General features: G+C 59.5%; 10 protein-coding genes and 3 pseudogenes. 7 read left to right on the top strand and 6 right to left on the bottom strand.

What is annotated here, in order from left to right:
• Nucleotides 1–345 precede the first annotated feature (345 nt).
• A complete protein-coding gene (locus tag HU230_RS44285; protein WP_173640822.1) occupies nucleotides 346–630 on the top strand; it encodes a PAN domain-containing protein in 285 nt (94 codons plus the stop codon).
• A gap of 639 nt (nucleotides 631–1,269) precedes the next feature.
• Here HU230_RS44285 and HU230_RS41035 read toward each other — a convergent pair.
• Nucleotides 1,270–2,400, bottom strand: a pseudogene (locus HU230_RS41035) (IS3 family transposase).
• A gap of 1,028 nt (nucleotides 2,401–3,428) precedes the next feature.
• Here HU230_RS41035 and HU230_RS41030 point away from each other — a divergent pair.
• From HU230_RS41030 to HU230_RS41020, 3 genes are all read left to right on the top strand, one after another.
• A complete protein-coding gene (locus tag HU230_RS41030; RefSeq protein ID WP_173640820.1) occupies nucleotides 3,429–4,154 on the top strand; it encodes a thermonuclease family protein in 726 nt (241 codons plus the stop codon).
• A 34-nt stretch (nucleotides 4,155–4,188) separates the two neighbouring features.
• The gene (locus HU230_RS41025) at nucleotides 4,189–4,902 is read left to right on the top strand and encodes a carbonic anhydrase (protein WP_224924238.1); all 714 of its coding nucleotides are present in this window, start codon (nucleotides 4,189–4,191) and stop codon (nucleotides 4,900–4,902) included.
• A gap of 905 nt (nucleotides 4,903–5,807) precedes the next feature.
• The gene (locus HU230_RS41020) at nucleotides 5,808–6,362 is read left to right on the top strand and encodes an MFS transporter (protein ID WP_176533522.1); all 555 of its coding nucleotides are present in this window, start codon (nucleotides 5,808–5,810) and stop codon (nucleotides 6,360–6,362) included.
• 283 nt (nucleotides 6,363–6,645) lie between these two features.
• Here HU230_RS41020 and HU230_RS41015 read toward each other — a convergent pair.
• The 3 genes and pseudogenes from HU230_RS41015 to HU230_RS41005 all read right to left on the bottom strand — a co-directional run.
• Nucleotides 6,646–6,852, bottom strand: a pseudogene (locus tag HU230_RS41015) (helix-turn-helix domain-containing protein); the annotation flags it as partial.
• A gap of 417 nt (nucleotides 6,853–7,269) precedes the next feature.
• Nucleotides 7,270–8,496: an IS91 family transposase gene (locus HU230_RS41010; protein WP_176533524.1), complete on the bottom strand. Its 1,227-nt coding sequence runs from the start codon at nucleotides 8,494–8,496 to the stop codon at nucleotides 7,270–7,272.
• A gap of 20 nt (nucleotides 8,497–8,516) precedes the next feature.
• Nucleotides 8,517–9,377, bottom strand: coding sequence for a tyrosine-type recombinase/integrase (locus HU230_RS41005; protein WP_029085027.1), 861 nt, complete (start codon nucleotides 9,375–9,377; stop codon nucleotides 8,517–8,519).
• A 201-nt stretch (nucleotides 9,378–9,578) separates the two neighbouring features.
• Here HU230_RS41005 and HU230_RS41000 point away from each other — a divergent pair.
• Both HU230_RS41000 and HU230_RS40995 read left to right on the top strand, forming a co-directional pair.
• Nucleotides 9,579–10,339 (top strand): IS5 family transposase gene (locus HU230_RS41000; protein WP_224924208.1). Its coding sequence is split into 2 segments (ribosomal slippage): nucleotides 9,579–9,905 and nucleotides 9,908–10,339, totalling 759 coding nucleotides; the frame shifts between segments, so codons are not numbered across the junction.
• 519 nt (nucleotides 10,340–10,858) lie between these two features.
• A complete protein-coding gene (locus tag HU230_RS40995; RefSeq protein ID WP_166072233.1) occupies nucleotides 10,859–11,041 on the top strand; it encodes a hypothetical protein in 183 nt (60 codons plus the stop codon).
• Nucleotides 11,042–11,251: 210 nt separating this feature from the next.
• Here HU230_RS40995 and HU230_RS40990 read toward each other — a convergent pair whose 3' ends face one another.
• Nucleotides 11,252–11,899, bottom strand: coding sequence for an FkbM family methyltransferase (locus HU230_RS40990; RefSeq protein ID WP_176535211.1), 648 nt, complete (start codon nucleotides 11,897–11,899; stop codon nucleotides 11,252–11,254).
• A gap of 436 nt (nucleotides 11,900–12,335) precedes the next feature.
• Here HU230_RS40990 and HU230_RS40985 point away from each other — a divergent pair.
• Nucleotides 12,336–13,068: pseudogene (locus tag HU230_RS40985) on the top strand (IS256 family transposase); the annotation flags it as partial.
• On the opposite strand, the gene HU230_RS40980 reads toward HU230_RS40985, so the two are convergent.
• On the bottom strand, nucleotides 13,022–13,315 hold the full coding sequence (locus HU230_RS40980) for an AsnC family transcriptional regulator (protein WP_176533526.1): 294 nt from the start codon (nucleotides 13,313–13,315) through the stop codon (nucleotides 13,022–13,024). The pseudogene HU230_RS40985 and the gene HU230_RS40980 overlap by 47 nt on opposite strands.
• Between the last annotated feature and the right edge of the window lie 895 nt (nucleotides 13,316–14,210).

Below are 14,210 nucleotides of genomic sequence, written 5' to 3'. Positions count from 1 at the left end.
GGCTGCCCCAGTGTAGATCGCGCCGGTCGCGTTCGGCCTGCGAGGGCTAGCTGCTTTGCGGCCAAGGCTGAGGCGACTGATCCACGCGTCCATGAAGCCAACCAGTCTTGGTAGGTGCGGGCGTGGGACCTTTCGAGATATAATTCTCCATTATCTCGGGCTTTCCGGAGCCAACCGGTTAGTTTTGCTTGCAGGACCGACCGCTGAAGTTAGCGGCGCGTGGCAGGGACTGAACCGCCACAATGGCCAGATCCAAGATATCCCGGACTATGAGGGAGAGTGAGCATATGCGGCTACCGATTGCTTATGTCGCCATCATGACGATCTGCTAGGAGGATTAATGAGATGAAAGCTCCCCTCGTCGCTTTGGCGCTAGCTCTCCTTAGCGCTACGGCGCTCGCCCAGTCCATCGAGTATGGGAAGGACCGGTTAGGCTCCGATATCAGCAGCTTCTCTCTGCCGCCGAACAGCGTTCCTGAGAACTGCCAGGGTGCGTGCTGGGCCAATTCGGGCTGCGCGGCGTGGACCTTCGCCCGCAGTGGCTGGCAAGGTGAAACTCCGCGCTGTTGGTTGAAGAACGCGGCGCCGGCACCAACGGACAATTTCTGCTGCGTGTCCGGCCACAGGTAAGCCCCGTAGCAGCTTGCATGAATTGGCGGGCGGAACATTGCAAGGTTGAGATGGCTGGTCTGTCGCCTTATCAAGCACAATCTTCTCGGTGGCGCCGACCGAGCTGGACTTGGCCAGCAATATCTCGTTCACCCGGTCGAACAGGGCGTTGCGCACGGTAATAAAAGCCGAAAGGATTGCCTGCGGGTCACCGTCCTCGAGGAGCGTTGAGCCCAGCGCTGAAAGAACACCCTCAATGTAGACAAGGGAGCTTGGTGCTATGGTTCGCTCCGATGCCATCAAACGCACAGTGTTGGAAATGAATTCGAGTCGCAGTTTTTTTCAACCAACCGCTGAAATTTGCGCATTCTACTTCGATCGCGCGCACGAGATCGAATACCCGCGTGGGACGCGCGCCACTTACTAGGCAGACCTGTTCGAGCGTGATGGTATCGCCGAATTCACATTGATCAAGATCGGCATCCAGAAACGCCGAGTTCACGATCGTCACGCCATTCAGGAAGGCATGGGACAGGGATTTCGAATCGTGGAGGTTAGAGCTGGTCCCGGTTGTTTGGACAGGGCCCCGCGAAAATTAAGTGGATTCCTGCCGGGAGGGCGTAAGCTCGACCAGATCCGCAGCAAAATCGTTGGCGACGATCATGCGGCCGTCACCATCGTTTGCGTGCCGAAGTAAGCCTCGTCGGGCGTGCGTTCGTCAAGTCTCGAGTGAGGACGTCCTCGATTGTAGAACGCCAGATATTTGGAAATCGATGCTCGCGCCTCGAGCACGCTGTCGTAAGCACGCAGATAGACTTCCTCGTATTTGACAGTGCGCCACAGCCGCTCGACGAACACGTTGTCGCGCCAGGCACCCTTGCCGTCCATGCTGATGGCGATGTTCGCGTCCAGCAGCACGCCGGTGAAGTCGAGGCTGGTGAACTGGCTACCCTGATCCGTGTTGAAGAAGATCTCGGGCCTGCCGTGCTTCGCCAACGCCTCCTGGAGCGCTTCGACGCAGAATATCGTCTCCATCGTGATCGATACGCGATGGACCAATACCCTTCGGCTGAACACATCGACGACCGCGGCGAGGTAAACGAATCCACGTCGCATCGGAATGTAGCTGATGTCCATTGCCCAGACCTGGTTCGGCCGCTCGATCTTCAATCCGCGCAATAGGTACGGGTAGATCTTCTGGCCCGGTGCGGGCTTGCTCGTGTTCGGACGGCGATAGATCGCCTCGATCCCCATGCGCTTCATCAGCGTCGCGACGTGGCGGCGGCCAACCTGCATGCCCTCACGCTGCAACAGCGATCGCAGCATGCGCCCCCCTGCGAAGGGATAATCGAGGTGCAGCTCATCGAGCCGGCGCATCAAGACAAGTCCTCGGCCGAAACCGGCCGAGGTTCATAGTAAACCGTACTGCGGGCAAGGTTCAGGACCTTCGCCTGGCGCACGACAGACAGATCATGGTCGCGGTCGATCATCGCTTTGCGCTCAGCAGGGCCGCCTTGGTGAGCGCGCCGGACAAAAAATCGTTCTCCAACGCAAGCTCGCCGATCTTGCCATGTAACGCTTCAAATCGACCGGCGCCTCGGCCGGTCCGTTGTCCTGCCCAAACACTCCGGCGGCGCCTTCCAGGAGTTGGGACTTGCAGGTCGTGATCTGGTTCGGATGGACATCAAACAGTTGCGCCAGCTCGGCCAATGTCTTCTCCCCCTTCACGGCCGCCAAAGCCACCTTTGCCTTGAATGCCGGAGAATGCGTCCGGCGACTCCTCTTCGTCATCTTCGCTCCTGTTTCGCGGCAAGAAGCCGCGCCGCTCTCAGGCAGAAAATCCACTCAAGCTACTGTCCGAATTTGCGGAGCCAGCTCTAACCGCCCGCCAGGGTTTCATGCTTCGAAAACGTTGCTTCCCCGGCCACCACGGCCTGTGCGTGTCAAGTCGCTGTCCTTTTTGGTCCGCATCGCCAATAGCGACCGCGTACGCCGACGCTGAAATCATCCGTGACAAAGTAGGACAACACGCCGGACCCGCCGTGATGAGTAGCCGATGTGGCAAACCGCCGCGAACACAGGGATATGACGGCGTCGCCGGATCGACGGACTGTAGGAATTATTTCAGCATGTCCGCAGCAATTACCGCCGACGTGTTCGCCAATGCACCCTCCGGACCAGCACCGCTGCACCGCCGGCTCAAGTTCTGCCGAATCGTCTTACCACTTGGGACAAGCGCAACTGCCGTGGCTCCCAAAAAACGAACTCCAGATCGCATTAATACTCCAGGGCCCTTTCCTGACTCCCAACCGAGCGCCTTTGGCTCGCATCGATAACGGCGCTCGAATGAACCAGGCAGCGCGCCGCTCGAACTGGAGGTTATCCAGTGGCCTTCCCAACGCGCTGGTCAAATCGGGACTAAGTCGCAGACCCCGCAATGGCGCTATTCGCGATCAGCAGTATGCCGCACGGCAGGAAGCCGCCGTTCCCGCTGCAATTTTGGCAGCTGATCTGATCGGCCTGAGCAGAGGCTGGATCAGCTGTTGAATATCCAACGAGACGTTTGAAGCCCGAGCATCACCGTTACGGCCGAGGCTGGACGGGGTGAGCCAGGTCACGAGCAGCAACGCCCACACCAGACGAAATTGCTTGAACCTCACGTTGCGTCAGGACGTAGGGTGAGAATCACGAACGACAAAGCAAACCTCGGACGATGCACAGGCCAGATGGCAAAGATGTGTGATCAAGCGGTCGAATGTAGCGGTGACCGATTGTACGTGTGTCTGTGCCCATGGACCAAGAACGAAAGGTTGTCAGATATGAAACAACGCATGATGATGGCCGCATTGCTCGCTATCATCGCATCTCCGGTTTGCGCGGCGACACTCAGCGGCGCTCCCCGCATTCTCGACGGCAACACGATCGAAATCGAGCAGACCAAAATCCGGCTCTCGGGCATCGAGGCGCCAGAGACTGATCAGATCTGCCTCGACGCCCATGGCCAGAAATGGGCTTGTGGCATAGCTGCTCGCGATGAGCTCATCAAGCATTCGAACGGGCGAACCTGGGATTGCCATACCACAGGGGTAGATGTGTACAGGAGGTCGCTTGGCAACTGCTTCATCGCAGGCGAGGATGTGAACGCGTGGATGGTACGCTCGGGATGGGCGCTATTATCGGCACGCTCCGCAGCAAGCTATGCCATCTATGAGGTTGTTGCGAGCAATGCCTATGCGGGCATCTGGTCCGGGGCGTTCATTGCACCTTGGGATTGGCGCCATCGCAACCAGTCGACGATCATTATTGGCGCAAGCTCGGTGCCCTCAGACGTTCAAGAACTCCTGCTCGGATCCGCTTTGCTGACCGACCCGCCCTCACAGGAGTGTCTGATAAAGGGCACCGTGGGCCGTAAGGGCGAGCGCATTTACCACTTGCCCGGGCAAAACAGTTACGAACAAATCGATATGACGAAGAACTTAGGTGAACGTTGGCTTTGCAGCGAATCGGAAGCGACCGCCTTGGGATGGCGTAAAGCCGCGCGATAGGGTGCCACCACACATGCAAGCAGATTCTTCGAGCATGAGCCATTCGATCGAACCTTCGCGCCGTTCTCTGTTGCTGTTCACTATGTCGGCTGTCGGCATGCTGCTTGCCGACCATATCGTCGAGGCGAAGGAATCAAAACTGCGGCCGAAGCCGGATAATCTGCTCTCTCCAGGTGCTGCGCTGAAGCGGCTAATGGAAGGTAATGATCGCTACGTCCAGGGCGCTTCCCAAGGCCACGATTTCAAACGCGAGCGCCGGGTTTTGGTCGGTGGGCAAAATCCATATGCCGCGGTTCTGGGCTGCGCTGATTCTCGTATTGCGCCAGAACTGGCCTTCGACAGCGGACTTGGTGATCTGTTCGTCTGCCGACTCGCCGGAAATTTCGTCAACGAGGACACGCTCGCCAGCATGGAGTATGCCGTGGCCGTGCTGAACACGCCATTAATTGTGGTACTTGGTCACGATCATTGCGGCGCAGTAGACGCCACGATCAAGGCGCTCAACGACGACAAGCCGCCGCTGGGACATATTCCATCGCTCGTCGCCGCACTTGCACCTGTGGTTAAGGAATCTCGGCAGCAAGGCGGCGACACGTTCGCCAATGCGACCCGGCAAAATGTAATCGATAACGTCAATAAACTCAGATTGGCGGGACCGGTTCTAAACCGGGCAGTTGAGCAGAACAGACTGATGGTTGTCGGGGGCCTTTACAGGCTTGATACGGGCAGAGTCGATCTGCTGAGCTAATGGATGGCGGCCGCCATGCGCGGCGGCCTCGTCCTAACTGGCTCAACAGCGACCTCGGACGACATTCGCTCATTCATCCGCCGCCGCAAGTGCCCTGGATATCGTCAACAATTCTAGTACAGCTTCGGATAGCTCAGGTATGCGCGGGCTCTTAATTCTCGTTGTAATCCTTGTACTTATTCTGGCGACACGCGGCCAGCACCAAGAGAGATTCTTGGCCCGGCCGACAACCTGGATGTCTCGTTAGTTCGTCCTGGCTCACAGAGTTGGCTCGAGCGGAAGATCGCGCTGGGATTTGAGCTCAGCCTCCGCACCAGCGAGCCCAGCAGAATTTTCTCGACGCTGGCGATCCGCTATGCCATCGATCCAAATTCTCCGTTGATCGTGCTTAAGCGGCCTGAGCGATGCTTTGAGGCTGCCACTCCCAAGCCAGCAGTTCGTCTATGCGCTTGGCAGAGTGATCCCGTTGTTCGAGCAGATCGCCGGAAGTGAGCTGGTCCGCCTCGGCTATTTACCGCTTGCAAGCCCGTCTGGCGACGCGTGAGTCGCCGGAACTGTTCCGCCGCGATTGGCGGGTTGCCGCGCAGCTATCTTGCGCTGCTGGTCGGCCAGACCATTTCGCTGCTGGGCTCCAACGTCACCATGTGTCGCCATCCGGAACTGCCCCCTTTGCGTCATAAAGAACTGCCCCCACCATCGGGATTATGATCTCGGTTGAAGGTTGGCTCCGCCGCTGACGGGACGGGGGAGGCGGAGCCGACCGTAGGGCCGTCAGCGGCGGGCGGCTTGATGAGGCCGCTCTTGCGCTTGGCTCGGAGCCGGTGGCGGCAACACTGGCGACGATTCCGTTGCCGACGCGGTCCGCTGGGCGCTCAACAGCCGCCTCGTGCGCGGTACTCTGCCAAGTGGCTGAGGGGCTGGCGGGCGTGTTCGGCAATCCGATCTTGAGGGCGGTCACTTTAGCCACCGCCACGTTCATCTTTTGCCATAGCGCATATTCTGCAGCCTTTCTGTTGCATCTGACCAAGGATCTCGAGTTCGACAGCCGGATCGTCAGCGTGGTGCTCGGAATCGGCGCGCTTGGTGGTGTGGTCGGCGCGGCTAGCTCGCCCTCGGCCGGCCGGGCAATCGGCATCGGCCCGGTGTTAATGGTCGGTTTGGCCGTGAGCACCGTGGGCATGAGTTTGGCCACCCTGATCACCGAACCCCGGTGGGCCGCGGTGGCATGCGTTTCGCTCTCCCAATTCATTCTGTCGGCCAAGGTATCTACAATGTGCAGCAGGTTCCCCTTCGATACGCGTTGGTCGCGCAACGCTTGCAAGGCCGGGCCAATGCGAGCATCCGCAGCGTGGTGTGGGGACTGGCGTCATTGGGTGCGCTGGCCGGTGGCGCAGTCGCTGCGGCAACAGGCTTACGCATTACGTCGCTTGCGAGCAGCCTGCTTGGCGCCGCCTCGATAGTTTGGATTTGGCGCTCCCCGCTGCGCCGCACGCGCAGCTTGCGTGTGTAACCGACACGACGGACCGGCGCATCACATCAGAGAATTTGGCGATCTTGATCGGCAACCGGGTCGGCTGACGGTGTGTTCCCGCCCCCTGTCAGCTAGCGGCCGACGCGCGCGTCCGTCTTTTGTTCGGGAGGAAGGCCTTCGATCTGCTCGGCCTCGCACTTCGCGACCGTTTCATGGTGTCCTGTATGGACAATCCGAGGGGGCGCCCGATCGGATTGCTTGCCAGCCATTTCGCGGTGCGGCCCCGCAATCTTCTTTGGCCGATAGCCCCCGATCTGGTCTGGCTTGACGCTACCGGTCTCGTGGAAGCGCTGTACCCAGTTGATCGCCGTGCTGATGGCCACCCCAAATTGAGCCGCTGCCTGATGCCGCGACAGGCCACCTTTGATGACAGCTCTCACCACCCGCTCACGAAGGTCGTCCGAATAGGCTCGTCCCATCCATGCTGGCCTCCTTCCCAGCCAGCATGTTGAATCAGAAGCCTTCCGATTTGGGAATCTGGAGGGTTCTGTGAGGTCGCGCTCACGCGAGGGCGCGGCAGGCGCTTATGACGCGACCTCATTGAAGCCGGATTGAACGAAGGCGCGGGAGGCTATTCGCGGTTTTGCAGCTATGGGGATTGTTCGAGATCGCCATGCCCGATCTGCTGGCTCGGCGCGTGAGGCAGAGACACAGGAGTGCGCATCCTGGAAGAGTTGAGATCAGACGCGCTTCGCCTGAGATCGCGATAGGCCTTTTGCTGCATCGGACGGTTGTTGTCGCGCAGTGTGACAGCACGGATTCGACATCGTCCGCGATGATCGAGACGCTGGGAGCGAAATGACGAATGATGATCGTCGTGCACGACATGACTTGGCTCACGATGTGTCGCATCGGAACGGTGATGTTCGAGGGCTGGGGCGTCTGAAGCTATGTCGAAAGCGCTCAATGATGCGCATGACGCCACCACAATCGGGACAGGCAGGAACCTCGGCCCAGGTTTGAGCCTCCGAATCCACAGGCGACGGCTGGCCATCGTTTGGGGCTGTTCGCTCATGATCGAGAAGTTCGCGGCAAAGGGCGAGCTTGGCAGCGCGATGGCGGTTGGCCATGAAGCCGAAGTGGCGGATGCGGTGGAAGCCGTCAGGCAGCGTATGAAGCAGGAAACGGCGAATGAACTCATCGGGCTTGAGATTCATGATCTTTGTCGCGCTGTTTTGGCGATAGTCCTTCCATGAGAAGGCGACATGATCGTCGTCGAGTGCGACGAGCCGGCTGTTGGCGATCGCGACGCGATGGGTGTAGCGGCCGAGATAGGCCAGGACCTGTGCGGGTCCGCCGAAGGGCCGCTTGGCGTAAACAACCCAGTTGATGCGTCGCATGGCGTCGAGGTGGGCCGCAAAGGCAGCCGGCTCGGCCAGAGCTCCGAGATCGCCGAAGAAACGCAAGGCACCGGAGTTGAAGGCTGCCGACAGACGTTTGAGAAAAAGTGTGCGAAATAGTCTGGACAACGGTTTGACGGCCAGGAAGAAGTTCGGTCGGCAAGCGGTCCAGCGCGCGCCATCGGGCGAGAGGCCGCCACCCGGAACGACGCAATGGACGTGGGGATGATGCATCAGCGTCTGTCCCCAGGTGTGGAGGACGGCGACGCCGCCGATCGCACCGCCGAGCCGGCGTGGATTGGCGGCGAGCGTCGTCATCGCCTCGGCGGCAGCCTTGAACAGGATGGCATAGACGACGGCCTTGTTCTGGAAAGCGATCGCGGCGATCGGTGCGGGAAGTGTAAAGACGACGTGGAAATAGGGAACCGGAAGCAGGTCGGCTTGACGCGCGGCGAGCCACGCGGCTCGGGCTCTCCCCTGACACTTCGGACAGTGCCGATTGCGGCAGGAATTATAGGCAACGCGTGTCGTGCCGCAGTCGTCGCAAGCCTGCATGTGGCCGCCGAGCGCCTCGGTCCGGCACGCAACGATCGCGCTCATCACGCGCCGCTCGACCCGCCCCAGATGACCGGCATGTACACGGCGATAGGCGTCGCCATGCCGGCACAGAATATCGGCAATCTCGATGGCGGGCCTGTTGGAGCGGATGTCGGAGCGGGTCATGACCCGCATCCCGCTGCGGGTCATCCAGGTGGCGTCACCTCCAGCGACAGGCGATCGAGCGGGCTCTGCGTCGCTCGGATCGTATCGGTGGCGACCTGCGTGTAGCGCGCTGTCGACGACAAATTATTGTGCCCGAGCAAGACCTGGATGATCCGGATATCGGTTCCGTTCTCGAGAAGATGTGTCGCGAAGCTGTGGCGCAGCGTGTGCAGCGTGACGCGCTTGGTCAGGCCCGCAGCCTTCACCGCCGACCGGCAGGCGGCATGCAGCACGGTCTGATCGATCGGATGATCTTCGTCACGACCAGGGAACAGATAAAGCCGCGGCCGGGCGAGCCGCCAGTAGGTGCGCAGGATGCCCAGCAGCTGGGGCGACAGCATCACGTTGCGATCCTTCGCGCCCTTGCCGTGGCGCACCTGGATGACGCCGCGGGCGCTGTCGATGTCTTCGATCCGCAGTCCCGCAACCTCCGAGGCCCTGAGCCCGGCCGCATAGGCGGTGGTGAGCGCGGCGCGGCTCTTCAGGCTCGATACCGCTTCAAGAAACTGAACCACTTCGTCGGCGCTGAGAACGACCGGCAGCTTGCGCGGTTCTCGCGCATAGGGAATGCGCTCTGGGATGAGCGCCTCGCCGAGCGTGACGCCGTAGAAAAACCGTAGCGCACAGACGATCTGGTTCAGCGCCGGCCATGAGATGCCGGTCGAGACCAAATGCACCTGGAAGGCGCGGACGTCTTCCAGCTCTAACCGGTCAGGCGATCGGCCAAAATAGCGGCTGAACTTCGAAACCGCGCTGATGTAGGATCTTTGCGTCGCCGGCGACAGATTGCGGACGGTCATGTCTTCGATCATGCGGCGGCGAAGAGGGCTCAAATCGGCCATCTCGATACTCCTGTCTGAGGGGGTGGGCTCCAACACCCACATCCTCTCAGCCAGGAGGCGATCTATGCCACCTTGCCCCCTACGCCGCGGCAGCGGCTTAGTTCAATCCTGAATGTCGATCGGCCCTAGGGTTTGTACTCAATAGAGATTCCATCTGGAATTGGACTGTGATTCAAGCTTCTCAGCGCAAGGGAGGCTTGAATGGCAAAGCAGGTCTACTGGCTCAGCGATGCGGAATGGCGGCGGATTGAGCCGTTGTTGCCACGAGGGCGCAAGGAAGCGCATCGGGTCGATGATAGACGCGTGATCAGCGGCATTGTGCACATGCTGAAATCTGGTTCGCGCTGGCGCGATTGCCCGGAAGTCTACGGCCCCTACACGACGGTCTACAACCGCTTCAACCGCTGGAGCCGACAGGGGATTTGGACGGATATTTTTTACGCCCTGACCGGATCGACCGGCATGTACGGATCGATGTCGGTGGATTCCAGTTACATCAAAGCCCATCGCTCCGCGGCCGGCGCAAAAGGGGGGCCTTCAACAACGCGATCGGCCGCTCGCGCGGCGGGCAGACCACCAAAATCCACGCGCTGACCGACGATATCGGCCGTCCGCTTGCCTTCCTGATCACCCCTGGCAACACCCACGACCTGGTCGGTGCACGCGGCTTGATCGGCATGGTTCGTACCCCGCGCCGTCTGCTGGCTGATCGAGCCTACGACGCCAGGAGCCTACGCAACGAACTAGCCGCACGCCGCATCAAGGCCGTGATCCCGCCAAATCCGACCCGCAAGCATCCGCATCTCTACGATAAGGTCGCCTACAAAGGCCGCAACGTCATCGAGCGGATGTTCTGCCGTCTCAAGGACTTCCGCCGGATCGCAACCAGATACGACAAGCGCGCAGACATCTTCCTGTCTGCAATCCTGCTGGCCGCCGCGATCACTTGGTGGATCAATTGAGTCCGGATCCTAGAGCAGCTGTAAGCGAGCTTTCCGGCGCCAAGGACCACAGCGCGTATTGCACGCGTCGCAACACAACGCTCAGAGCCAAAGCCGGTGCTTGGAATTCATTGATGCTGTATGGACACTGACAGGCCGGGCGCCGAGGCGATGTCGGATCCGCAACAACCACGAACCTAGTATTCTCAGATCCGTAGGCTAGATCGAGCTGATGGCACGGTCGTTGCAAAACCCTCACGCAACATTTGCCTCTGTACAGCAGACTGAATGGTTCCCGCCAGGATCATGAGCGAGACGGCAGGACTGAAAAAACCGCGAGAAAGAAGCTAACCAACGGAGACAATCGTGCGACCAACTGCATCCGGCGGGGAAAAACGACCCTTTTTACCGATCTCACGTCTTCCTATCTGCGGTGTTGATCGGATCGAACGCCGATGCTTCAGCCCGTCTTCGCATTGGAGCAATTAGAGCAAGGTTGACCGGGTGACAAAACTGGCGAGGCTCAAGGAACTACGCGACATGATGCAGCTGCTTTGGCAGTTGTTCGAATCAGTGCAGCAGCTTCCTAGAGGCCCAGAGCATGCAGCAACCGTTCAGACGCTTAAACAGTATGAGCGCCGGCTGATGGAGCTGATTCAAGCATCTGAAACGGCTCGCGCGGCTATCCGGGACGTCACTCACCGCGCCGATATATCAAAATAGCGATTATCAGCAACTTAGCAATTATCACGGGAGTCTTATGCATCTCCCGTCCGTAAGCCCGTGCAACGGCAACAACCGAGAACGTCAAAGGATATGCCGCGAGCGAGGCAACGAGCCCGCTTGCCCGATCCATCGCTGTTACACAACAATGTGCTACATAAATCTGGGGCAAGCTCTTTCACCGACGAACGGGGCTGCCGGATATGGCAGCTAGAATTGCGTATTTTTCAGCAATACGTCACCCTCCACTTCGCGGGGATAATGAGCCGCCACTTCGAATGATGGTAATAGGTCGAGAATGGCTTGCAGGGACAGCTGCCCCTCGTAGAGCTCGCGATCGCTATATTCCGTGTAGATGAAGCGCGTGTTGCTTAACGTCTGCACGCCACCGGCGATGACATCGGCCTCGGCTCCTTGAACGTCCATCCAGATGAAATCGACCGTGTTCAGTCCAGCTTCGCTGCACCAATCGTCGAGCCGTCGAGTTTCAACCGAGAAGGGACGGTCGAAGCGAACCCAATCATACTCGGTAAGATGGTTCTTCGGGCGGCGTATTGAGCCCGAGAGGTCCCATTCCTTTGCATCTCCATCTGCATTGCTTGGATGGAAGTCGATCGTCCCGTTTCGTTCGCTGATCGCAATTTCAAGCAGCTTCACCTTATCGAGATTTGGACCGAGCTTCTTCTTGAAACGCGCGATCGCTCGGGGGTCCGGCTCAAAGCAGTAAAGCTGAGCTTGTGGGCACAGGGTGAGAAAATGTGCCGTATCGGTTCCGTCATTGCAGCCGATATCCAAGATCACTGGATTGGACATCCCAAGAAGTGACAGAATATGCTGATGTACGTCCACACAAGACACGGGTTGTTTTTCCATTGGAACTCCGTTGACACTTTGTCCTAGACGCGCAATCACACGTCAGACATGCCAGCACAACGTATATCAACGTATATAATTCATATGCCGGCGCGCGAGCGGTCGCGGATGGCGCTCTCTTTCGCTCGAGCGTGGCGAGGGATGATGCTGCCGCCACTGCCGGCTTGTCTTGCGAAGCGGGCCGCGGCGTGCTCTCGAGGGCGCCATCTGGAATGCGATCTTCGCGGTAACATAGGTGATTTGCGAGTGGCCCTTTGACCACTGCATCGCGATCTGGCTTCGCAAGGCGATAAAGACCCGCGCCGAACGGATTGTGGTCTGATTGTCACCAGTCTTGGTACCACCTTCGGGCACCAGGTACCGGGAGCGGCCACGGGCGACTGCGCCCGCTCCAGGAAAGGCTACTGATCGACGTTCACTCCGCCTCAAAGACGAAAAGCAGTGCATCCTGGTGCTGATCGGCGCGACGCCGGAAGGCCGCAAGGAACTGGTCGGCTTCACCGATGGCGCCCGCGAGAGCGCGCAGGACTGGCGCGATCTGCTGCTCGACCTGAAGCGGCGCGGGCTCGGCGTGCCGCCGCGGCTCACCATCGCCGACCGCCGACGGCGCGCTCGGGTTCTGGAAGGCCGCCGGCGAGGTCTGGCCGAAAACGCGCGAGCAGCGCTGCTGGGTACACAAGACCGCCAACGTGATCGCCAAGTTGCCGAAGAGCCAGCAGCCTAAAGCCAAACGCGCGTTGCAGGAGAGCTGGATGGCCGAAACCAAGGCCGCCGCCGAGCTGGCGTTCGACGCCTTCATCGAGAGCTATACGCCCAAATACGAGAAGGCGGCCGACTGCCTGAGCAAGGATCGGGACACGCTACTGGCGTTCTACGACTTCCCGGCCGAACACTGGAAACACCTGCGGACCACCAATCCCATTGAAAGCACCTTCGCTACCGTGCGCCACCGCACGATCCGATCGAAGGGCTGCCTGTCCAACAGAACGGCGCCCGCGATGGTCTTCAAACTGCTTGAGGCCGCGCAGAAAAGCCGGCGTCGTCTCGATGGCCACAACCAGTTGCCAAAACTCGTTCTCGGTGTGACATTCAACGACGGGATCGAGGTCATCGCCAAACCGACTGACCGTCAGCCCATAACCGCCGCCGCCTGACCGGCCGCGCCGTCACCAAAATTTGGCGATAGCTCACGAGAACCAGCAGGGTCACGTTTCGTCCGATTGCTTTCGGAGAAATGATTGAGACGTCCGCTTCGATTACGCGCAGTGCTCGCAGGCGCTTCAGTCGGCGCTGAACGCCAGAGGCCGACAACCCGACCTTCGCGCCGAGTATTTCACTGCTCAGACGGTTGTTTCTTTGCAGTAAGTCAAGAAGGCGGGCATCCGTTCTGTCAAGTTTCATGGTTCTGGCGGGATCAACGGGCGAGCAGGTTTTTCCACGACCAAACCCGGCCCCTCGCTTGAGCCCTGCCCTTCCAATACGTAATCAGATCGTTCAAGCGGGGAGCGGTAGGGCGTCAGACCAGCTCGGCTCGCACGCCCGATCGCTTTGTTGATTCTCGAGCGACGAGCTTGCTCAGCCAGCTACGGTCGGCTTGCCGGCGGGCGCGCAGGCGATCGAGGCACTTCCTTGGACAAAGAGAGGTCCGCCATGAGTAGTACCGGACCAGTCCGAACTGACCATTACAGACGGCGCATCGTTTGACGATGCTAATTCCGAGAGTTTCAGAGCAGTAGCGCATTGTTGTCTCTTCGTGCCTTGCCCGGCTGATCTCCCTTCACACCCATTGCGTACACGATGCGCTCTATCGCAGACATTTTCACCGCAGCGCCGGTTTAGACATCGCGAGACCAAAATGCTGCGATGACCAAGCTTCGGACGCGCCGCACCTTGCTTCAATACATCAGTTGACCGATTTTGCGAAGCCAGTAGCAGCGCCGCACAGACGGACTGCGCTAGCGAACAGCTTGTCTCGCCCAATGCGCGCGTGTAACGCCCGCTCTATTCGCCTGGCGAGGACGTCGTCGAACAGCTGGTGGGCTAGTGGAAAAGCCCATCTCGGACAACCGACCTAACCTTTGACGGCCCCGAGCAGTCCAATAGCCGGCGCGAACGAATATTAACTGTCGTAAGCTGGCTAAAACAACGAGCCGCTAGGAGCGCTGAGAGCAACAAGGCGGCGCGACAGCCGCCCAAAACGCAACGTAACATCGACCGAGCGTGACCGGCGGGCTTCTTCCGCAATGATATCTTAAGGGGGGAATCGGTGAGAGCACTTTTAGAGAGCTCGGTGATC

Origin of the sequence: Bradyrhizobium quebecense, from assembly GCF_013373795.3 — a bacterium.
GTDB classification, from domain to species: Bacteria; Pseudomonadota; Alphaproteobacteria; order Rhizobiales; family Xanthobacteraceae; genus Bradyrhizobium; species Bradyrhizobium quebecense.
The sequence above is the reverse complement of the archived record's forward strand: the minus strand, read 5'-3'. Positions and strand labels throughout refer to the sequence as shown.

What these genes read in the sequence shown, in the direction of transcription:
- HU230_RS44285 (WP_173640822.1), top strand. Translation starts at nt 346, where the DNA reads ATGAAAGCTCCCCTCGTCGCTTTGGCGCTAGCTCTCCTTAGCGCTACG.
- HU230_RS41030 (WP_173640820.1), top strand. Translation starts at nt 3,429, where the DNA reads ATGAAACAACGCATGATGATGGCCGCATTGCTCGCTATCATCGCATCT.
- HU230_RS41025 (WP_224924238.1), top strand. Translation starts at nt 4,189, where the DNA reads ATGAGCCATTCGATCGAACCTTCGCGCCGTTCTCTGTTGCTGTTCACT.
- HU230_RS41010 (WP_176533524.1), bottom strand. Translation starts at nt 8,496, where the DNA reads ATGACCCGCTCCGACATCCGCTCCAACAGGCCCGCCATCGAGATTGCC.
- HU230_RS41005 (WP_029085027.1), bottom strand. Translation starts at nt 9,377, where the DNA reads ATGGCCGATTTGAGCCCTCTTCGCCGCCGCATGATCGAAGACATGACC.
- HU230_RS40995 (WP_166072233.1), top strand. Translation starts at nt 10,859, where the DNA reads ATGATGCAGCTGCTTTGGCAGTTGTTCGAATCAGTGCAGCAGCTTCCT.
- HU230_RS40980 (WP_176533526.1), bottom strand. Translation starts at nt 13,315, where the DNA reads ATGAAACTTGACAGAACGGATGCCCGCCTTCTTGACTTACTGCAAAGA.